18 protein-coding genes are annotated in these 21,194 nt (G+C 42.9%); 17 read left to right on the plus strand and 1 reads right to left on the minus strand.

Going from position 1 to position 21,194, the window contains the following annotated elements; genetic code table 11:
- The first annotated feature begins 172 nt into the window (after positions 1 to 172).
- The 12 genes from AAC978_RS12350 to AAC978_RS12405 all read left to right on the plus strand — a co-directional run bounded on the left by AAC978_RS12350 (position 173) and on the right by AAC978_RS12405 (position 16,357).
- Entirely contained in the window at positions 173 to 940 is a 768-nt protein-coding gene (locus tag AAC978_RS12350; RefSeq protein WP_341548360.1) for an ATP-binding protein, read from the plus strand.
- A gap of 64 nt (positions 941 to 1,004) precedes the next feature.
- Complete coding sequence (gene cooS / locus AAC978_RS12355; RefSeq protein WP_341548362.1) at positions 1,005 to 3,023, plus strand: anaerobic carbon-monoxide dehydrogenase catalytic subunit; 2,019 nt, start codon at positions 1,005 to 1,007, stop codon at positions 3,021 to 3,023.
- A gap of 18 nt (positions 3,024 to 3,041) precedes the next feature.
- Positions 3,042 to 5,222, plus strand: coding sequence for an acetyl-CoA decarbonylase/synthase complex subunit alpha/beta (gene acsB, locus AAC978_RS12360; protein ID WP_341548363.1), 2,181 nt, complete (start codon positions 3,042 to 3,044; stop codon positions 5,220 to 5,222).
- 73 nt (positions 5,223 to 5,295) lie between these two features.
- Positions 5,296 to 6,618, plus strand: coding sequence for an acetyl-CoA decarbonylase/synthase complex subunit gamma (gene acsC / locus AAC978_RS12365; RefSeq protein ID WP_341548364.1), 1,323 nt, complete (start codon positions 5,296 to 5,298; stop codon positions 6,616 to 6,618).
- A gap of 29 nt (positions 6,619 to 6,647) precedes the next feature.
- A complete protein-coding gene (locus AAC978_RS12370) occupies positions 6,648 to 8,567 on the plus strand; it encodes an ASKHA domain-containing protein (protein WP_341548382.1) in 1,920 nt (639 codons plus the stop codon).
- 21 nt (positions 8,568 to 8,588) lie between these two features.
- Positions 8,589 to 9,344 carry an ATP-binding protein gene (locus tag AAC978_RS12375; protein WP_341548365.1) on the plus strand — a complete coding sequence of 252 codons (756 nt, stop codon included), beginning with the start codon at positions 8,589 to 8,591 and terminating at the stop codon, positions 9,342 to 9,344.
- A 23-nt stretch (positions 9,345 to 9,367) separates the two neighbouring features.
- Complete coding sequence (locus tag AAC978_RS12380; RefSeq protein ID WP_341548366.1) at positions 9,368 to 10,333, plus strand: acetyl-CoA decarbonylase/synthase complex subunit delta; 966 nt, start codon at positions 9,368 to 9,370, stop codon at positions 10,331 to 10,333.
- Positions 10,334 to 10,515: 182 nt separating this feature from the next.
- Entirely contained in the window at positions 10,516 to 11,310 is a 795-nt protein-coding gene (locus AAC978_RS12385) for a methyltetrahydrofolate cobalamin methyltransferase (protein ID WP_341548367.1), read from the plus strand.
- A gap of 221 nt (positions 11,311 to 11,531) precedes the next feature.
- Positions 11,532 to 12,704 (plus strand): hypothetical protein, encoded by a 1,173-nt coding sequence (locus AAC978_RS12390; RefSeq protein WP_341548368.1) that lies wholly within the window; start codon positions 11,532 to 11,534, stop codon positions 12,702 to 12,704.
- Between the two features lie 106 nt (positions 12,705 to 12,810).
- Positions 12,811 to 13,950 (plus strand): sensor histidine kinase, encoded by a 1,140-nt coding sequence (locus AAC978_RS12395; RefSeq protein WP_341548369.1) that lies wholly within the window; start codon positions 12,811 to 12,813, stop codon positions 13,948 to 13,950.
- On the plus strand, positions 13,947 to 14,585 hold the full coding sequence (locus AAC978_RS12400) for a response regulator transcription factor (RefSeq protein WP_341548370.1): 639 nt from the start codon (positions 13,947 to 13,949) through the stop codon (positions 14,583 to 14,585). Before AAC978_RS12395 ends, AAC978_RS12400 begins: the two co-directional genes overlap by 4 nt.
- A 50-nt stretch (positions 14,586 to 14,635) precedes the next feature.
- Positions 14,636 to 16,357 carry an MBL fold metallo-hydrolase gene (locus AAC978_RS12405; RefSeq protein WP_341548371.1) on the plus strand — a complete coding sequence of 574 codons (1,722 nt, stop codon included), beginning with the start codon at positions 14,636 to 14,638 and terminating at the stop codon, positions 16,355 to 16,357.
- 16 nt (positions 16,358 to 16,373) lie between these two features.
- Here the strand turns inward: AAC978_RS12405 and AAC978_RS12410 are convergent, their stop codons facing one another.
- The gene (locus tag AAC978_RS12410; RefSeq protein ID WP_341548372.1) at positions 16,374 to 16,964 is read right to left on the minus strand and encodes an HD domain-containing protein; all 591 of its coding nucleotides are present in this window, start codon (positions 16,962 to 16,964) and stop codon (positions 16,374 to 16,376) included.
- A gap of 207 nt (positions 16,965 to 17,171) precedes the next feature.
- On the opposite strand from AAC978_RS12410, the gene AAC978_RS12415 reads away from it, so the two are divergent.
- The 5 genes from AAC978_RS12415 to AAC978_RS12435 all read left to right on the plus strand — a co-directional run bounded on the left by AAC978_RS12415 (position 17,172) and on the right by AAC978_RS12435 (position 21,123).
- Complete coding sequence (locus AAC978_RS12415) at positions 17,172 to 17,942, plus strand: DnaD domain-containing protein (RefSeq protein WP_341548373.1); 771 nt, start codon at positions 17,172 to 17,174, stop codon at positions 17,940 to 17,942.
- A 21-nt stretch (positions 17,943 to 17,963) separates the two neighbouring features.
- The gene (locus AAC978_RS12420; RefSeq protein WP_341548374.1) at positions 17,964 to 18,794 is read left to right on the plus strand and encodes an ATP-binding protein; all 831 of its coding nucleotides are present in this window, start codon (positions 17,964 to 17,966) and stop codon (positions 18,792 to 18,794) included.
- A gap of 86 nt (positions 18,795 to 18,880) precedes the next feature.
- On the plus strand, positions 18,881 to 19,447 hold the full coding sequence (locus AAC978_RS12425; protein ID WP_341548375.1) for a hypothetical protein: 567 nt from the start codon (positions 18,881 to 18,883) through the stop codon (positions 19,445 to 19,447).
- 269 nt (positions 19,448 to 19,716) lie between these two features.
- Positions 19,717 to 20,433 (plus strand): hypothetical protein, encoded by a 717-nt coding sequence (locus AAC978_RS12430; protein WP_341548376.1) that lies wholly within the window; start codon positions 19,717 to 19,719, stop codon positions 20,431 to 20,433.
- Between the two features lie 75 nt (positions 20,434 to 20,508).
- Positions 20,509 to 21,123, plus strand: a complete 615-nt coding sequence (locus AAC978_RS12435) for a hypothetical protein (RefSeq protein ID WP_341548377.1) — start codon at positions 20,509 to 20,511, stop codon at positions 21,121 to 21,123.
- The last annotated feature ends 71 nt before the right edge of the window (positions 21,124 to 21,194 follow it).

Raw genomic sequence — 21,194 nt, forward strand, 5'->3', positions numbered from 1 at the left:
TCTTAGATTTAACATAATTTTCAGAATTATTGAAGGAATTCAAGTAATTATGAAGAATACACTATAGAGTTGTTTTTTGTCATGTAAAAAACCTAATCTGTATATAGTGTAAACATGTGGAAAAAAAGCCGTTGTGAAATCAGGCACGACATTGTTGTAGGAGATGAAATCAATGAAAATTGCAATCACGGGTAAAGGTGGAGTGGGCAAGACAACATTTGCAGCAAATTTAGCCTTTTTTTTAGCAGAACAAGGGATAAGAGTTCTGGCGGTTGATGCAGATCCTGATGCAAGTTTAGGTACAGTCTTAGGGATTTCTGAAGATGTCCTCGCAGAATTGAAGCCCATCGTGGATATGAAGGATCTTATTGAACAACGTATGGGAGGAAGTGGTGCTTTTTATCCGCTTAATCCGCAAGTCGATGATATTCTCGATGATTATTCTATTCATGTTGGACCGATTCGTTTCTTTAGAATGGGGAATGTCAAAGGAGGCGGGACGTCCTGTTATTGCAAAGAAAACAGCTTCTTACACGCCTTAGTAAATTCTTTAATTCTTTCTGAACAAGATACCGTCATCTTAGATATGGGCGCAGGTATTGAGCAACTTACCCGTGGAACTGCCCAAGGGGTCGATCTCTTAGTTATAGTAACTGAAGCTAGCACAGTCAGTGCTCATACAGTAAGGGTAATCCAGAAACTGGCGCAAGAACTGAGGATCCCGCAGGTTGCTGTGGTAGGAAACAAGGTTCGTTCTAAAAAGGACGAGGATTTTCTCCGGGCTCAGTTTTCAGACCAGGAGTTCATCGGTTTTGTCCCCTTTAGCGAAGAGCTGCTTGATATGTCTATCCATATAGATCATACTTCCTTTCCCAAAGTTGCTCCAGGTTCTCAACTAGAATCTATCTATAGAAATTTATTAGAGAGGAGAGAGTTATAAAGCACTACAAAGAAAATCAAACAAGTATGGTGGAAAAATAAGGTCATAAAGAGGAGGTAAAACAATGCCAAGATATCGGGATTTGACACACACCTCACGGCCTTCGAATGCGCCTCGTGTGGTGGAACCCAAAAACCCATTGCGCACATCCGACCCAGGCACTATAGAAATGTATAAAGTTGCGCAAGAGAACAACCTTGAGACAGTTTTTGAACGCTTTGTAGCCCAACAACCCCAATGTGGTTTTGGCTATAAAGGAATCTGCTGTCGCATTTGCTTAGCTGGACCCTGCCGTGTCAAAGCAGAAGAAGGACCGGCTAGTAGAGGTATCTGTGGAGCTACTGCGTACACCATTGTCTCCAGAAATCTTGTTCGAATGATTGCGGGGGGAGCAGCATCTCATTCGGAACATGCCAGACACGTACTCCATACTGTTTATGAACTTACTGAAGGAAAGGCTAAAGACTATGAAATTAAATCACCGGCCAAACTTCATAAACTAGCAGAAAAACTCGGCATCGAAACGCTAAACAGAGAAGATATGGATATTCTTGCTGATGTAGCAGAATTGGCTTATGAAGATTTTGGCAGGTTTAAGGATAAACCAGCGGCTTTTCTAGATTCATTCTTAGTAGAGCAACGCCGTAACAAATTTAAGCATACAAATATTATGCCTCGTTCCATTGATGGCACGGTGACTGAACTTATGGCTCAAACAGCCCAAGGGGTGGATGCTGACCCTGTTAATATAATTTTCGGGGGATTGAAAGGTGCTTTGTCGGATTTGGTGGGAGAATATATTGGCACCAATCTGAGTGACGTATTGTTTGGCATTCCTGAACCCATTGTTTCGGAAGCTAACCTTGGGGTTATCCAAAAATCAATGGTTAATATTGCTGTGCACGGTCATAATCCCGTCCTTTCGGAAATGGTGGTCGCTGCTGCACGCGAATTAAAGGCTGAGGCCCAAAAAGTAGGTGCAGAAGGGGTTAATATCGTCGGGATCTGCTGTACCGGTAATGAACTTCTCATGCGCGAAGGCGTATATTTAGCTACGTCCTCTGCCTCTCAAGAAATGGCCATTTTGACAGGGGTACTCGATGCCATGGTAGTTGATATCCAATGTATTTACCCATCGTTACAGAACCTTGCAGAATGCTATCACACCAAGATAATTACCACAGAAGCTATCATGAAGATTCCGAGCGCACAGCATTTGGCTTTTAACTCGGAAACAGCCATGGAAGATGCTAAGACTCTGGTCAGAACTGCCATTGAAGCCTATAAATATAGGGATCCGAAGAAAATTACTCTTTCCGGCGTGCGCAATAGCCTAGTCGCAGGATTTAGCATTGAAGCACTAACAGATATTTTCTCTAAGATTAATCCAGAACGGCCTTTCTCTGTCCTTACTGACGCTATTTTAAGTGGGCAGATTAAGGGTGTTGTTCAAATGGCAGGATGTAATAACTTGAAACGCCAACAGGATGAATCTCATGTCAGCATTCTTAAAGAACTAGTGAAGAACGATGTCTTAGTTGTGGCCACAGGTTGTTCGGCAGGTGCATTTGCCAAGATGGGCTTAATGAATTCTGAGGCTGTGGAACAATACGCCGGCGCAGGTCTTAAGAGCTTTATTAAACAGCTTGAAGATGCTAATCCTCAGTTAACTACCGGATTACCGCTTGTTTTCCATCTGGGGTCTTGTGTGGATAATAGCCGTGGTATGGACTTGTTACAAGCAATGGCCAAGGAATTAAAAGTGGATACCCCTAAAGTGCCTTTCGCAGCTTCGGCACCTGAGGCTATGCATGAGAAAGCTGTAGCTATTGGAGCTTACTGTGTCACCATGGGTATTCCAACACATGTCGGAACTCTGCCCTATCTAGAGGGAAGTGATCTCATTTACGGAATTACAACGCAAATTGCCCATGATGTTTTTGGTGGTAACTTTATCTTTGAAGTGGATGAGAAAATTGCTGCCCAAAAAATACTAAATGCCCTTGAATACAGAAGCTGGAAACTTAGAATTCATAAACAAACGGCTGAGAAATACAATACAGCTATCGCCCAAGGGTGGTAAGGAAAGGAGGAAGTATCTATGTCCATGGAGCAAATTTACGCTGATGCAATTAAAGATCCCGCCAAAGAACCTAAAAAAATACTTCGTAAGGCCTATGATGGTACCATTACGGCTATGAGTTATGCCGAGATTCTTTTGAACCGTGCCATGAAGGATTATGGCCCAAATCAAACGGTAGGCTATCCGGACACTGCATACCACCTTCCTGTTATTACCTGTCTCTCCGGAGAAAAGGTAACCACACTGGGTGAACTGGTACCGATACTCAATCGTATGCGGAATCAGGTTAAACCTGAATTAACCTTTGCCAACGCACGCCTTTGGGGTGAATCCGTTTTGTATGCTGCAGAGATTATTGAAGTGATTCATTATCTATGCAATGACGAACCGAAGGTGGAACCTTGGACTGGTTTTCTAGGCGATCCTATTGTACGGAAACATGGAATTAAGATGGTCGACTGGACCATCCCTGGTGAAGCTGTTATCCTAGGACGCGCCAAGGATTCAAAATCTGCCAAGAAGATTGTTGATAACTTAATGGGCAAAGGCTTCATGCTTTTCCTCTGCGATGAAATCATCGAGCAGCTTCTTGAAGAAAATGCCAAAATTGGCGTAGATTATATTGCCTTTCCCTTAGGAAACTTTACCCAAGTAATTCATGCGGTGAATTATGCTTTCCGGGCAGGTTTGGCCTTTGGTGGAATCCCAGCCGGACAAAGAGAAGAGCACCGAGACTACCAACGCCGTCGCGTACGGGCTTTTGTTCTTCAGTTAGGTGAATTGGACGATGTAAAAGTTGCTGCATCGATGGGGGCCATTTTCATGGGCTTCCCGACCATAACGGATCAAGTATTAGATGAAGACATGCAGATCCCTGATTGGTATATCTCCGAACCGGATTATGAAAAGATCGTTCCCCTTGCTTTAGAGGTGCGAGGGATTAAGTTGACCAATGTAGAAATCCCCATCCCGGTAAACTTCGGACCCGCTTTTGAAGGAGAAACCATTCGCAAAGGCGATACTTACGTCGAGTTCGGCGGAGGTAGAACAACCGCCTTCGAATTAGTCTCGATGGTTGGTGCGGATGAAGTAGTCGATGGTCAAGTTACAGTTATTGGACCAGAGATTGATACTATTCCTGAAGGTTCCAAGCTTCCTTTGGGCATTAAGGTAGATATCTTCGGCCGTAAGATGCAGGAGGATTTTGAGGGAGTTCTCGAACGTCGTATTCACTATTTTACCAACTATGGTGAAGGAATTTGGCACGTGGCTCAACGGGATTTGTGCTGGGTTCGGATTTCTAAGGATGCACGAGCAAAGGGCTTCTTAATGAAGCACATCGGTGAATTGCTTCTTGCGAAATTCAAACAAGAATTCCCGGCTATTGTTGACCGGGTTCAGGTCACTATTTTCACTGATCAACAAGCAGTAGAAGAAAACATTGTTAAGGCCAGAGAGCGTTATCGTGCACGTGATGCACGCTTAAAGAGCTTAACAGATGAGAACGTCGAAGAATTCTATTCTTGCTTACTTTGTCAATCCTTTGCTCCCAACCATGTCTGTATCGTAACGCCAGAACGTGTCGGACTGTGCGGCGCTGTGAGTTGGCTGGATGCTAAGGCAGCTTTCGAAATTACTCCGACCGGTCCTAACCAGCCGATTCCCAAAGGCCCGGCGATTGATGATTTCAGAGGTATGTGGCAAAGTGTCAATGATTATTTAAGACCTTCTTCGAACAATACCTTAGAAGAAGTCAATCTTTACACCTTGATGGATCGTCCCATGACTTCTTGCGGTTGTTTTGAAGCTATTATGGCTATTGTCCCAGAGGCCAATGGTTTGATGATTACCACCCGTGAACATAGTGGAATGACACCTTGTGGTATGACCTTCTCGACACTGGCCGGTACTGTCGGTGGTGGTTTGCAGACTCCCGGTTTTATGGGAATCGGGCGCACCTATCTCACCAGTAAGAAGTTCATTCCTGCTGATGGCGGAATCGCTCGAATTGTTTGGATGCCGAAAGAGCTCAAGGAGTTTTTGCGTGAAGATTTTGTAGCTCGTTGTGTTGAAGAAGGCTTAGGCGAAGAGTTTATTGATCAAATCGCTGATGAAACTGTTGGCATAACGGTAGAAGAGATTATTCCTTTCCTTGAAGAGAACGGACATCCCTGCTTTAATCTAGATCCATTAATGTAGTTTTGATTACTAATGCGGAGACAGAGCAAGCGGCTCTGTCTCCAGATAAAAACATTGGAAAGGGGTTAATGTTATGGCCTTAACCGGTTTAGAAATTTATAAACAACTCCCTAAAAAGAACTGTGGCGAATGCGGTACGCCAACTTGTCTCGCTTTCGCGATGGCGTTGGCTTCCGGGAAAGGATCACTTGACGCTTGTCCTTACGTGACCGATGAAGCTCGTGAGAATTTAGATTCTGCTTCTGCGCCTCCGATAAAAGCAATAAAATTCGGTAATGGTTCGATACTTGGCGATGAAACGGTTCTGTTCCGCCATGATAAGACTTTCTATCATCCAACAACCCTTCTTATTGAGATTTCTGATGCCCTATCTGATGAGGAAATCCAAGCTAAACTTGATGAAATCAATGGCTTGGAGTTTGATCGGGTCGGTCTCCATTACTCCATCGATGGAGTGGCTATCTTGGAAGCATCGGGTGATCCGGATCGCTTTGCCAAGGTGGTTGCTAAAGTTGCCGCTGGAACAGAGCGCTCACTACTCCTATTAAGTGAGAATGTAGACGCTTTGAAAGCGGCATTACCTAGTGTAGCAGCTCGTAAACCCCTGATTGGATCAGCTACGGAAGCTAACTACGAGTCCGTCGTTAATCTTGCCAAGGAGCATAGTGTGCCTGTCATTATTAAGGCCGAAGGAATGGAAGCCTTAAACACATTAGTAGAAAATGCTCAAAAACTTGGCTATAAGGAGTTTGTTTTGGATCCCGGGTCGCGGAACCCGAGTCAAACTCTTGCCAATCTTACTCATTTACGTCGCTTAGCTATTAAAAAGAAATATCGCCCCTTTGGCTATCCCGTGATTGCCTTCACCGCAAAAGCCGACCCTTTGGCTGAGATAGCTGAAGCCTCGGTTTATGTGTCCAAGTACGCCAGTGCCGTCGTTTTAAAAGCCTCTGCCAAGGCTCATATCCTACCCCTAATGACCTTACGTCAGAATCTATACACAGATCCACAAAAACCAATCCAAGTGGAACCCATTTTACACACTGTGGGCGACGTCAATGAAAACTCTCCTGTTTATATTACAACCAACTTCTCCTTAACTTATTACAGTGTAGAAGGTGAAGTCGAAGCTAGTAAAATACCTAGCTATATACTCCCCATCGATACCGATGGAACTTCCGTCCTAACAGCTTATGCGGCAGGTAAATATGAACCGGAAAAAATTGCCGATGCCCTGGCCAAGAGTGGAGTTGCTGAGAAAGTAAATCATCGTAACTTAATCATTCCCGGCTATGTAGCGGTCATCTCCGGAAAGCTTCAAGAAGTATCCGGATGGAAAGTCATTGTTGGACCACGGGATTCCAGTGGTATCATTTCCTTTACCCGGGCTATGTAAGATATTACAGCAGAGGGGGGAGGAGAGACATCATGAAGTACCAAGTAAAATTCTTACCAGATGATATATTAATTGAGGTAGAAAAGGGAACCTCCCTGCTCAAGACTGCTTCTCAAGCGGGAATCTATATTAAATCCAGTTGTGGCGGTGACGGAGCCTGTGGTTCTTGTAAGGTCATCGTGCTTTCGGGAGAAGTAAAATGCGAACGGACCGGAAATCTTTCGCCAGATCAACTTAGTCGTGGGGTACGCTTAAGCTGTCACACCTTTGTTGAAGGGGATATTACCGTTGAAGTCCCTCCGGAATCGCGTCTGCAAGCTCACCAAGTCCTCCTGGAGGATGCCAATAATTCATCCTTAGTCCAGGAAACTGAGAAGGATCTGATCGCCTTATATGGCTTTCAACCCTTAGCTTGCAAAGTCAATCTTCAATGTACAGAACCTACCCTTACGGATAATGCCAGCGACTGGGCCCGTTTGTCCCTGGAGTTAAAGCGAGCTCTGCCAGTCGACAAGCCTTTGGGTATATCACTCTCGGTCTTGCAGACCCTGCCCGAGGTATTGCGTCAAGCACACTGGGATCTGTCCGTTACATTAACAGATTTGGAGTCGGGTTACACGGTTCTGCGGGTTGAACCAGCAAATACTCGACCGGTCTATGGTATTGCTATTGATATTGGCACGACGACTGTTGTTGTCTACTTAGTCGATCTGGTCACAGGCAAAATCGTTGATAAGCAAGGATCTTACAACAAGCAAGCGCAATATGGTGATGATGTTATCTCGCGCATAGTCTATGCTGTGGACGCCCCTGAAAATCTAAAGGAAATCCAAAATGCCGTTGTGGGTACCCTCAATGTACTAATTGACGACATTCTTAAACGGCAGGAACTTCAGCCTCAGGATATTGCCGCGGCCATGGTAGCGGGTAACACAACCATGTCACAGCTCTTCTTAGGTATTGATCCGCGGTATATTCGCCTAGAGCCCTATATTCCCACCATGAATGCCATACCAGCAGCACAAGCAAGGGAGATAGGACTAAGACTTCATCCTGAGGCTCTGGTTCATAGCTTTCCTTCCGTAGCTAGCTATGTTGGGGGGGATATTGTTTCCGGTACCTTAGCCACTGATTTGGCGAACTCAGAAGAGATCATCTTATTTATCGATATCGGAACCAATGGAGAAATTGTCCTTGGCAACCATGATTGGCTTGTTTCTTGTGCATGTTCGGCAGGACCTTGTTTTGAAGGGGGAGGAATCCTCTTTGGTATGAGAGCTATGCCCGGCGCAATCGAACGAGTAGACATTGATTCTGAATCACTTGAGGTGAAATTAAAAGTTATTGGCAAGATCCCCCCGATAGGGATCTGCGGTTCTGGATTAGTTGATTGTTTAGCTAAGCTGCGCAAGGCAGGAATCATTGACCGGGCTGGCAATTTTCAACTGGAGCATCCTTCACAATCGCGGCGGATTCGTTCCACAGCCGATGATAAGGAATTTGTCTTAGCTTGGGCTCACCAAGCGGGGGGCGACAAGGATGTTGTCATTACCGAAAATGATGTTAAAAATCTTATTCGGGCTAAAGGAGCGATTTATGCAGGGATTCGTTCTTTGATGCAAGCGGTAGCGATTGAAATCGATATGATTGACAGAATTGTCATTGGCGGCGGGTTCGGCAATTATCTGAACATCCACGATTCGGTGGAAATCGGTCTGCTTCCTGATCTACCTCAAGAAAAATTCGAGTTTATTGGCAATTCATCAGTGAAGGGGGCGCGTCTGGCCCTGCTTTCACAAAGAGCATGGAATGAGGCTTTGGAGCTTGCCCGCAAGATGACCTATATCGAGCTTTCGGTGGGAACTACGTTTATGGATGAGTTTGTTTCTGCTTTATTCCTACCCCACACCGACCTATCCTTATTTCCATCCGTTGAAGGAAGAGTTTAGAAAGCATTGGAGGGAAGAATCGTGACAAAATATGTTGCCGTCGCAGGTAAGGGCGGAGTAGGTAAAACAACCTTCACAGCACTTTTACTTCGACAAATGGTGAAAGAACTTCAGGGAAAAACTATTCTCGCTGTAGATGCAGATCCCAATGCTAATTTGAATGAAGCTCTTGGTTTAGAAGTTACAGCAACTATTTCCGAGTTATTGGAGGATTCCAAGAACCCCAAAGCTATTCCCACTGGTATGCCTAAAGACGTATTCATCGAATACAAGCTACAACAAAGTCTCATTGAATCCAAAGATATCGATCTGCTGGTTATGGGGGGGCCACAAGGTCCTGGCTGCTATTGCTATCCTAATGATTTGCTGAGAAAATATCTTGAAACGCTGGGAAACAACTATGATTTTGTTATAGTTGACACAGAAGCAGGGCTTGAGCATATCAGTCGGAGAACGATTCCCCGAATCGATCTAATGTTCGTCATCAGCGATTCATCTGCGCGTGGAATCCGTTCAGCCGGACGAGTCAACGATTTGATTAACGGATTGCGTTCGGCTGTGAATGAGGTATTTCTTGTGGTCACTAAAACCACAGAGGGAAGCTTGGATTCACTCCAAAAAGAAATTGACAAGACCGGACTTCGGTTAATTGGGGATATTCCCCTGGATTCTATGGTTGTTACCCACGATTTAGAGGGTAGTCCCCTCTATACTTTGCCGGACGATTCCCTTGCCGTGCAAGCCGTCCAAAAAATCTTAATCAAAACCCTAAAATAGAACTAGAGAGGAGAGAGGTTCATATGGCCGTTGCTCTCATTAAAGAAAGATATCAAAATAAAGTTGGAGAAGTTATCCTCGGCGCAACCGCTACTGAAGGGGGTACACGTACTTCAGTTATTAAAGTCGGCGGAGACGCAGCTCTACCATTTCTTCATTTCGAAGGAAAGATTGATAACCGAGCAGTTATTGCAATGGAAGTTACAGATATTCCTCCTGCATGGAACGATATCGTCAAAAGTCAATTCGGAGATGTGATCAATGATCCTGTGGCTTGGGCAAAGAAATGTGTTGAAGAATACCATGCCGATATGATCTATTTAAAACTTATCGGGGCTAATCCAGAAGGGGAAAATCGTAGTTCTGAAGAGTGCGCCAAAGTAGTAAAGGATGTTTTAGCAGCTGTGGGAGTTCCCCTCATCGTAGCCGGTTGTGAGGATCCGGAAAAGGACAACGAACTCATGGCTGCCATAGCCGAAGCTACTGCAGGTGAAAACCTTCTGATTGGTATTGCCGAGCAAGATAATTACAAGTCCATTGCGGCAGCAGCCATGGTGCATAAACATAATGTTATTGCTCGTTCGCCATTAGATATCAATATTTGTAAACAGCTCAATATCTTGATCTCAGAAATGGGATTGCCTTTGAATCGTATTGTTATTGACCCCATGATTGGTGGGTTAGGCTATGGTATCGAATATGCCTATTCCATTATGGAAAGAGCACGTCTGGGTGCCTTAGCTAATGATAAAATGCTCTCAATGCCTATGATATGTACTGTGGGCTATGAAGCCAATCGTGCTAAAGAAGCTAATGCTGCCGAAGACGAGTTCCCAGGTTGGGGTGATCTTAATGAGCGCGCGATTCTTTGGGAGACCTTAACTGCTACAGCTCTTCTCCAAGTCGGTGCGAGCATTCTTTTAATGAGAAATCCTGCTGCGGTTAGACTCGTCCAGCAGAATATCAGTGATCTGATGGAAGGCGCATAACACGTAGACTTTAAAGTAAACCCGGCTTCGCCGAGCTTTAAAAGAGCGCGTGCAGTTGAGGCGAGGCCGTTGGTTGCTCTTATACTGGAGGATAGTATGCAACGAGGCTATACTTTCTGAAAGTACAAAATTATATCCCTAGAGGGTACCTTTAGGCTGTAAAAAGAAAGGACGTGGATCAATTGATTATAATTGGTGAACGAATTAATGGGATGTTTAAAGATATCGGCGACGCCCTTCGTAATAAAGATGCAAAGCCTATCCAAGAATGGGCATTGAAGCAACAAGAAGGTGGGGCTCATTATCTTGATGTTAATTCCGGACCGGCTGTTCCCAAGGAAGAACGTCCCGAGGCTTATGAGTGGATGGTCAAAGTAATCCAAGAAGTCTCTGAAATTCCTTTGTGCCTAGATTCTACAAACTATAATGCCATTGAAGCAGGCTTGAAGCTCTTAAAACGTCCGGGTATGATTAATTCTTGCCCCGCAGAGCGCGAAAAGATCGAGCGGGTATTCCCAATGGCTGTCCAATATAACGCGGCCTTAATCGGGTTGACTATGGACAATAAAGGCATCCCTAAAGATGCCGAAAACCGTATCGCCTTCGCTATGGAGCTTGTTGCAGCAGCAGATGAATTTGGGTTACCGATTGATGAACTCTATATCGATCCCCTGATTTTGCCATGCAATGTTGCTCAAGAGCATGCACCGGAAGTTCTTGAATCTATCCGTATGGTAAAAACCCTATCTAATCCTGCACCCAAAACAGTTCTTGGACTTTCCAACGTATCACAAAATGCTTTGGATCGGCATCTCATTAACCGTACCTATTTAGCTATGGCAATGTCAGCAGGCCTGGATGCGGCTATTCTTGATGCTAACGACGACGATTTAGTTGACGTTGCAGCAACCTGTGAAATCCTCTTAAATAAGAGCATTTATGCGGATTCTTATTTGAAAGTTTTCCGCCAGCGCTAAGATTGTCATATCAATCATAAGCTAATCAACTCTTCTACAGACCCCTTATAAGGGTCTGTTTTTTTATGTCCAAACAAATATTTCCTAACCGTCTCAGTAGGCGCGGATGCGAAAGGGCGACTAACTCCACGCTTCTTAAGCTGTTTATACTCAAATTAGACATACTCAGCCATTAAACTGCATAGCTATCATGGAAAAGAAGTAAACGGAGGTGGACAACTTTGGAAGCCTTTTACAGCGATGATCAAGAAATACGGGAATGGGTTGATTTATTCATCGAGAAATTATTTACCGTAAACCTGCTATCAGGAAATGACGCCGATGGCGAGTTTTATCAGGGACGGCAAGCTGTTGAAAAAATTGCATCATCTTTCCAAGAGATATTAGACCTACCCAATGAGGTCCTTATTGATGGTATCCGTCAGTTAGTAGAGCAACGATTACCTGACCATCGAGTGATAGACAATTTTCCGGACTTTTACGTCCTTATGAATGATATGATACTGGCAGGACTACAAAGCATGAGAGAGAATGAAAAGGATCGTTTTCCTCAGCAGATATCTAATTTAAAAGGTCTGCAACACATAGAGGGTTCCTCAATCATGCCAAGCTCTAGAGTGGCACTTAATGGCAGCGGGACTTTAACTAAAGATAAAGAGATGGATTCTTCCTTTTCATTAAGACATCACCTACTAAAAGCCTTTGATTCACCACTAGCTATCGATTCGTCGGCTGAAATAAGTATAGTGGAAACAGCACACAGTCCGGTTAGCGCGACAAGCAATAGCCATATAGGTGTCACGGATGTAAGCTGCATCAGTGACAATATCATAGTTGAAGACACCTTAGTTGAAGACACCGTAGTAACTGACATCGCAATTGAAGACAGCTATAACTTAGAGTTTGTTGAAGAGTATAGTAGTGCCAAAGATGATGAATCCATACCTGCTTTAAGCATGTCGGTTACTCTGCAAAAAGAGGAAGACTCTCATGAGGACATAAGTTTTCCGCCTGCAAGAGATAGAGATCCTTTTCGCTTTAATGCCCAAAAAAAGAAAAATAATGATGTTCTGGCCGAAATTCCCGTTAAGCCAGTCGTCATGATCCAGGAAATACCCCAAAATGGCATGATGCTTTCTCGTGTCCTAAAGCAACTGTATGGGGACCTGCCCATTCAATGGAATATTACTGTTCAAAACCTTGTTTTCTTTGCCAAGGCTGGAGAACTACTAATTTATATAGAACCAAGTTACTCCTCGGAAGTTACTGAAACAGAAGCAAACAAAATCATTAAGAAAATTAAAAAGGACAACTTTAGGGTCTATATCTGCAAGCACGAGGATTTGGCCTATCCAAGACGTTTAGAAAGAGGAATTCGTCGAGTAAAGCGTTAACAAGTAACTTTCAACACCCTTTTTCCATTTGACAGGTAGGATATTAAATGCAAGGTGTCGAATACAGTCAAAGAATAAAAAGGTAGTGTTGAAAAGAGGGACAACAGTGACAGACCGATTGGGTATCATCATTAGCAATACCCTAAATGCGATCGAATCCAGCAAGGAAGAGATTTTTTACATTGCCGAAACAACCCGCGCAGAAAACGAGCGATTAAAACAGGAATCTTCTCAGATTAAGGGAGAGATTCTGCGCATTATTGATGACGTGGACAAATATCAAAAATTAGAACGCCGACTTCGACAACGGCTAATGGAAGTGAGCAGGGATTTCGGGAATTATTCGGAAAAGGTGATGTTGGATACATACACTCAGACGAAAGATGTTCAAGTTCAACTACAACTGCTCCAATCCCAAGAAAACCAATTGAGAAGCCGACGAGATGAAATTGAACGTTCTTTAAAACAAATGGAAAAAACTATCGTACGAGCCGAAACCTTACTTAATCAAGTGACCTTAGCCATTAATCTTTTGCATGGCGGAATAGCCGAGCTTAACCATAACAATCCTCCTGAGAATAGGCAAGAAACAGCCCTCAAAATTATTCGTGCACAAGATGAAGAGAGACGTAGAATTGCCCGCGAGATTCATGATGGGCCGGCTCAAAATCTTGCGAATATTGTTTTAAGATTAGAAATTACTGAAAAGCTACTTGCACTTGATCCAAATCGTGTGCGAACAGAAATCTCTGATCTTAAAGGGCTGGTTCGTGCTAACTTAAAGGATATTAGGCGTATTATCTTTGATTTACGCCCCATTGCTCTTGATCAGCAAGGCTTTATTTCTGCTCTTGATAGATATTTGATCAATTTCCAAGAGACATATAGTATAATCTGCGATTTTCAAGTGTTGGGTAAAGAAAGGAATCTATTACCTGCTATAGAAGTCGCCCTTTTTCGTTCCCTTCAAGAAGGCATGACCAACATAGCTAAACATGCACATACCAATTGGGCAAGAATCCTCATTGTCTATGAGGATTCTCAAATAACTATTCAAATCACCGATCGCGGAAATGGTTTCAATGTGGACGATGCGTTTATTAATCCAGGAGATCATTTTGGTTTGATTGGTATGAAAGAGAGAATTGAAATGTTTAAAGGTCAAATGAAAATTAAATCTTCCCCATTGAAAGGGACCACAGTAAAGCTCATCATACCAACAAGTAACGAGGAGGGATGGGAATGATACGAGTTGTGATTGCCGATGACCATCCACTTCTGCGTGAAGGGTTGAGAAGAATCCTAGAATTTGAAGAGGGAATTCAAGTGGTTTGTGAAGTGGGAGATGGCCAAGGTGCGATCAATGTATCACGTACCTTAGATTATGACATATTACTTATGGATTTAAATATGCCCGGTGTCAATGGATTAGAAGCCTGTCGGGTCATACGTCGCGAAAAAGAGAAGATTGGTATTCTAGTTCTGACTGTGGATGACTCCGATGAAAAAGTATTTCAAGTCCTTCAGCTCGGTGTTGCCGGTTACCTCCTGAAGGATGTAGATCCTAAAACTTTAGTCGACTCCATCCACAAAGTATATAACGGGCAGCCAATACTATCTCCAGCAGTTACCGGAAAATTACTTGGACAATTAGCAAATCCCCCTCATACAAAAGAAACCTATGGATTGAGTGATCGAGAATTGCAAATCCTAACCTATGTCGTTAAAGGCTCATCTAATCGTGAAATCGGACAAGCACTGTATATCAGCGAAAAGACAGTAAAGAATCATCTGTCCAGCATTTTTCGCAAGCTGGAGGTTGAGGATCGTACGCAAGCCGCCTTAAAAGCAGTAAAGCTCAAAATGGTGCAGTTGGATTGATTTAATGATAAGAAAGACTTCATGACAATATCGGGCAAACGGAGGGTTATATGAAAATAAGTTTCTATGGTTCGGCACAAGTGGTAACCGGTTCATCATACCTAGTTGAGGCTGGTGATGAGCGTATACTTGTTGATTGTGGGTTATTTCAAGGTTCTAAGGCCATAAAAGAGCTCAATTATGGACCATTTCCTTATAATCCTGCGGAGATTGATGCTGTCATCCTGACACATGCTCACACCGATCATACAGGATTAATTCCTAAACTTATTAAACACGGTTTTAAAGGAAGAATCTACGCTACCCCTGAGACAGTAAAACTGTGTTCAATCATGCTTCCCGACAGCGGTCATATTCAAGAGATGGAAGTCGAACGCAAAAATCGGCGATTAGCACGGACTCGCCAAGACCTGCTGACACCTATATATACTGCCCAAGACGCTTTAGACGCTATGCAATATTTTTCGCCAGTGAATTACAATCAAAATACTGTTCTATCCGAACATTTCAGCTTTACCTTTCATGATGCGGGGCATATTTTAGGCTCGGCCTATGTGAGGTTAACCATCAATGAGGGAGGCCTTCAAAAAACAGTCGTTTTTTCTGGCGATATCGGAAACTATAACCAACCCTATATTGAAAATCCGAGCACGATATGCTCGGCAGACATTGTCCTCGTTGAGACAACCTATGGAAATCGTCAACATGAAAACAGGAGTAACCGGCTTGAACATCTAGCAGAGATTATTCGAGAGGCTCATCAAGCAGGAGGAAATCTTATCATTCCTGCCTTTGCTATTGAGCGCACTCAAGATCTCTTATTTTATATCCGTAAATTACAAACCCAAAAAGAGATTCCCGTCCTGCCTATCTATGTGGATAGTCCTTTAGCCATTGCTGCGACAAAAATATTTCAAGAGAATCCTCATAATTTTGATGATGAGACACTGGCCATGATTGATAGGGGGGAAAACCCTCTAATCATGCCAAATGTTCATTACAGCCTAACGTCAGAGGAGTCCATGGCCATCAATAAAATCGAAGGCGGCGCAATTATTATCGCCGCTAGTGGAATGGCTGATGCGGGACGAATTAAGCATCATCTTAAACATAATTTATGGCGGGAGAAAGCCACTGTCTTATTTGTTGGTTATCAAGCACAAGGGACCCTCGGCCGTAGAATTGTCGAAGGTGCTAAAGAGGTCACCGTCCTCGGCGAGAAGATCTCCGTTCGTGCAAATATCCGCAAAATGGAAGGATTGTCAGCCCACGCGGACCAATCCCAGCTATTAGAGTGGCTATCTTGTTTAGGTACAAATGCCGATAGTATCATTCTAGTCCACGGCGAACCTGATGTGCAAAATGTATTTTCCCAAAAAATCCAGGAACAGTTTGGAAAAATTCCCTGGATACCACAACTTGGCGAACAATTAGAGATTAAGGATAAAGAGATTATCCCTTATCCACCAGCAGAACCATGGCTTAAGGCCATTGAAGAACAAGCTAAGCAATCCATAGATACAAATCAAGACGAAGAGGAGGAACATGTAACCTCCGGCCTTCGATCGAATCTTCCACCTATGCCAAGAACAAAAGCTGGCAAGGTTAAGGCTTCTCAGGCTCAAGTCAACAAAGCTATGCAGCGTCTGCGTCATCGTTTGAAGGTTCTAGTCGATCAGGGTAAACGGTCAAATAATTTAGATTATACCCTGAATGTCATCGACACCATAAACCAGTGGCTCGATCAAACAATAGATCTCCGCAGGAAGTAAGGTAAGGGATGAACCCTTAGATATAAGCAAATTCTGAAGTTTGTTTCTTTATTCCTGATAAAAATCTTAAGATTTCTTCACGTCGCTTTACAGCTAGTCGTTTTCCGGTTTTTGTAGAGACCTTGTTCGGCAATGCTTCGGCAAAAATGCGGGCTCTGTCGATAGCATCTTCCGGGGTACGGATTAACTCGTCTTGTCCAATCAAACTGAATAGACGAGTGAGGCCGATATTGCCTAGATTGTCGAGGATATCCGAGTCCCGTAGGTAGAGCGCTTCATCACTTCTACCTGGCTCAGAATAGTACATATGACTTTCAATAGCTTCCAAGACAATCGGGATCTTGTGACTTGGAAAAGCCATCCTTTGCAAAATATTTGCGGCGACTCCCTTGGAACGAAGGGAGTGATCCACATTGGCTAAGGCATAAGCGGGATATCTACCTATATCATGGAGTAGCGCTGAATAATACAGTACCTCATCATCTAAATCTATGGGCGCTGCTAATTCTTTAGCAAGTAGATAGACACGTGTACAATGCTTTACTCCCCATGCATGGTGAGCTCCTGATTTATTGATAATTTGGATGAGTTCTTCATGCTGTCCCATCTGGAATCAACCTCCTAATTATTGTATAATTTGAATATACGCCACCGGATAATTATATTCCTTTAATTTCCATCTTCGGTTAACGAAATATTACCCATCTTTTCGAGCTTAATCATTGAATTTCAACCCATTTATTTAAACACCCAAAAATACTCTCCCCAAAAACTTAAAATACGTTATAATTGTCCTTTAGAGGAGTGAATTTTTATGTCTAGAACCAATCTTTATGGGAGCTTTGTACAAGCTCTTTTCTTTTCTGGAACAGTAAGTATTCCAAAGTACTTCCTAAATCATTATTCGGAGCTGGAAATCAGCCATATTGAAGCTTTGTTGATTATCCAAATCATGGGGGAGATTGAAACCAGTCCCAATCCTTCCGCTCAACTTCTTGCCCAGCGTATGAACCTAGAGGTAATTCAAGTAGAAGAAATGATTGCTCATCTTATGAGCCGCAATTATCTATCCCTGAAAAAACACTGGAATCATGAAGATCATCAATCCTCATTAGGATATAGCTTTGTTGGACTAATTGAAGAATTAGCTGAACGTTGGGCAATCGATGAATTTAAGCACTTCGAGGCTGAACAAAACCAGCGTAAGGAACCCAATGATCCACTCCAGAACTCAACTTGTTCAACTTCCATAGGACAGATTATCACCACGTTTGAACAGGAATTAGGACGCCCTGTGACCCCGATTGAATGCGAGGTCATAGATACCTGGATCACCTCTAATTTCTCTGAAGAATTGATTCTTGCCGCTTTTAAACGTGGTGTTATGGCCGGTATACGTAATTTCCGTTATATTGACTCTATCCTACGAGAATGGGAAAAAAAAGGACTGCGTACCTTGCAAGAGGTTGAAGCCGATGATGTATATTTTCAATCCAGACAGGAGAAATCTCGCTTCAAAAAAACATCCCCCCAACAGTCTAATCGTAAGGTGTCGCCGGATAAGTATGAAAATTTTTATCTTTAAGAAAGGAGCAAGAGGTACATCATGAAATCGTTAAAAGATATTATGCAAGAAAATTATCTCAATGAGCTTAAGAAAAAACGAGACATTACTGACGATACTCAAGTTGATATTTCTAACAACCTACCTAAACCCAGTGTGAATTGCTCACTTTGTGAAGATCGCGGTATAATTTTTGATGGAACCTCGGCACGTCCCTGCACTTGTATGCAACAAAAACGTATGGAAAACCTTTTTCGCCATGCGCGGATGGCGCGAGGGTTACTCAATTGCCGATTTGACAATTTTAATACAAAATATTATCAAAGCTCCTCTAAACCCCATGATCCCAACTATCTTGAAAATGCGTTGAAAGCCTTAAACGCCTCACGAGAGTTTGTTGATCGGTGTTTGAATGATTATCATGGCTTAGGACTGATGCTCACTGGGCCTGTTGGGGCCGGCAAAACCTTTCTGGCCGCTTCTATTGCCAATGCATTGATGGAAAAGGAACAACAAGTTCTCTTTCTGGTGGTTCCCGACCTATTGGATCAGCTACGCGCAACCTATAAGACGGATGAAAATGAGATGGATCTCTTGGATTCAGCTCGTGAAATTCCTATCCTTATTCTCGACGATTTAGGTGCGCACAACTACACGGAATGGACTCGCAACCGAATCTATTCGATTATCAATTACAGAATGAATGAGCAGTTACCTACAGTTATAACCTCCAATTTATCTCTAGAGGAAATGGAAGAGCACTTAGGGTTGCGCACAACCTCACGTCTTATTCAATCCTGTCGAATTTTCAAAATGGATGTTGAACAAGATATTCGTTTGCGACAATACCAAGATAGAGAAAGAAAAAAATAATGAATTAGTTTCAGAAAGTATGCATGTCCTGAAGAAGACATGCATACTTTTTTCTTAGAGAAAGAATCCGAATGGAGGTGCCTGAGATGGCCAAAATTATCGCGATTAATCGCAAATACTTTACTGTTTTTCTAAGTGCATTGTTAGTCTGTCTCCTTGGGATTGCTGGAGTCACCCTTTGGAAAACAACGCAAGCCAGTGCAAATGGAGCAGTACCTGAAGTTAAAATGTTAGGGGTCGCCGTTGAGCCCGGTTCATTTACTCAGGATTTAACCTATGGGACTGTCACCATTAAATCCAGTCAAGTTATCAACGCCAATAAGTTCGATCTGATCGCAACGGTGCAAAACACCACCGGTGGCAAAATGACCAATATTCCCATTGAGTTAGAGGTCTCCTTGGTTGGAGATGACAAACAGAAGGTAAGTAAAATCGGAACTCTTCCTTCCCTTGATCCAGGAGCAACTGCAAGAGTAGCTTTTCGTGAGATTAAGTCTCTCGGTGACGCGGCAGGGAAGAGCGCTACTGACGGACAACATAAAATCACCCTAAGAGTAAAACCAAACGTTGAGGGCGGCATTACTCAGAACACAGAAGCGAGCTTTTTCTTTAATGTAGACTCTACTGTAAAATCCCCCAGTGGAAACAAATAAGATTTGACACTGCTATTGATTCTATTATTGATATTATTATCTAGTATGATAATATAATTTCAGAAAGCAACACTAGAATGTAATATCATAATTTAGTAAACGAATGAAATCAGAAAAAACAAGAAGCTTAGCTACTGTATCAGAGGTGTATAAAATTACACCTCTTTTTCTATTTCTTTCGCATTCGGACATAATATAGATAGATTACTGAGATGCCTTGCTTAGAACAGGACAACACTGAATTCCATATATTGCTAACAAGGAAGAAGGTGAGTGCCATCAACCTCAATGAATCTTTAAGACAAGTCTCCGCTCAAGAATCATTGGCGAACTCTATCCAAGCAATAAATGTCGGCTTTGCATTTTTAACCCGCATAAGCTCTATTCCGGGTAGCCCTTCCTTTACTTTTGCCCAGCCTTTAATCAATAGCAAGCAATTTTTAGCCTCTTGGGTTTTACTGGGCTCGCAGATTCTCTTACTGTTAGCAAAAAATGTTTTTCAATTAGAAAAACTCCCCATCCATGATTTTTCAAGTGGACAGGTACTACAAATACCCATCGGTGAATTACAAAGCCTTCTCCACTATTTAGGGCCGCGGCAGCTGGGTTCTGCTACGAATCAAAGTAATATTATGAGTAACCCACTGAGTACAGCGGATCCCATTTCTTTTCCCACGGAGCTTCCTCCGGATAGCCCTTTATTTATGGCCATATATGTATCGGTTGACCTCAGCAATGAGCTATATACTCCATCTGTTCTTTCTTATGTACCCATTATGAGCTTTCCAGGTCTGCGTGGTGCTGTACCTTTTCTTATTCTCGCTATATTAGCTGTGATTTTTGTGCGTTGCGTTGTTCCTCCGGAGACTACCGGGGCAAAACCAGCTCCTATTCCAAGAAAAAGCAAGAATCAATACCTTAATCTTAGCTCAGAGGAGATAGTTACGATCTTGAAACGTTTTGGGAAGTATTTTAGCTCCCCATAAATTTGTTCGTTTATCAGAATTAGTGTATGATTGAGCGTGCAACAACAATCTCGGATAAAGGAAGTGCATCACTTTATGCAGCAAGTTAGTAAGCTCGGCCGTGAAAAGCTATCTAGCTTAGTAATACTTTTTTCCCTCCTCTTTACAATGTTAACTTCTATCGGAGTTAATCTTCTTGATGTTAAAATTCTCAATATCGAACTCATTGATCGTGAGTTGTTTTCTGTGATTACCGAGAAGGGAAATGTAAATATCCATCCGGACGACATTCTGCGGATCGAAAGAAGCTTCACAAAAGCATCTCTAACAGGCGAAACTGTAGAGCTGGATAAAATCTATACTGATAAGGGGTTTATTTACCTTTCTTCCCAAGCACCGTATGCTAAGACAGGACAAAAAATAATAAACTCTGTAGATTATTACGGATTACTAAAATGGGAGCGCGCTGGCGTCGACCTAGAGTCTATCAATAAACTAGGATACTCTATCGGCACTCCAGCCAACCATGTCCCAATCCTTTTCTCTTTAATTTCATTGCAGTATGCTGCTTTATCCGTTGGCGGAATGGCTTTGATGGTCCTTGTTTTTCCCCTTCGTTTTGGAGAAGAGGAACAGGATACTACTTCAACCTTACCTTCTCAGGGACAGGAATTGATTCTCGATGATTCTGTGGAATACAGTGTTAAGTAAGTTACATACAATTAGTGGCATAACCATAGAAAACAAAAGCAGACTAGGTTAAATCTAGTCTGCTTTTGTTT

The organism is Desulfitobacterium sp. THU1 (assembly GCF_038181555.1).
Classification (GTDB): domain Bacteria; phylum Bacillota; class Desulfitobacteriia; order Desulfitobacteriales; family Desulfitobacteriaceae; genus Desulfitobacterium.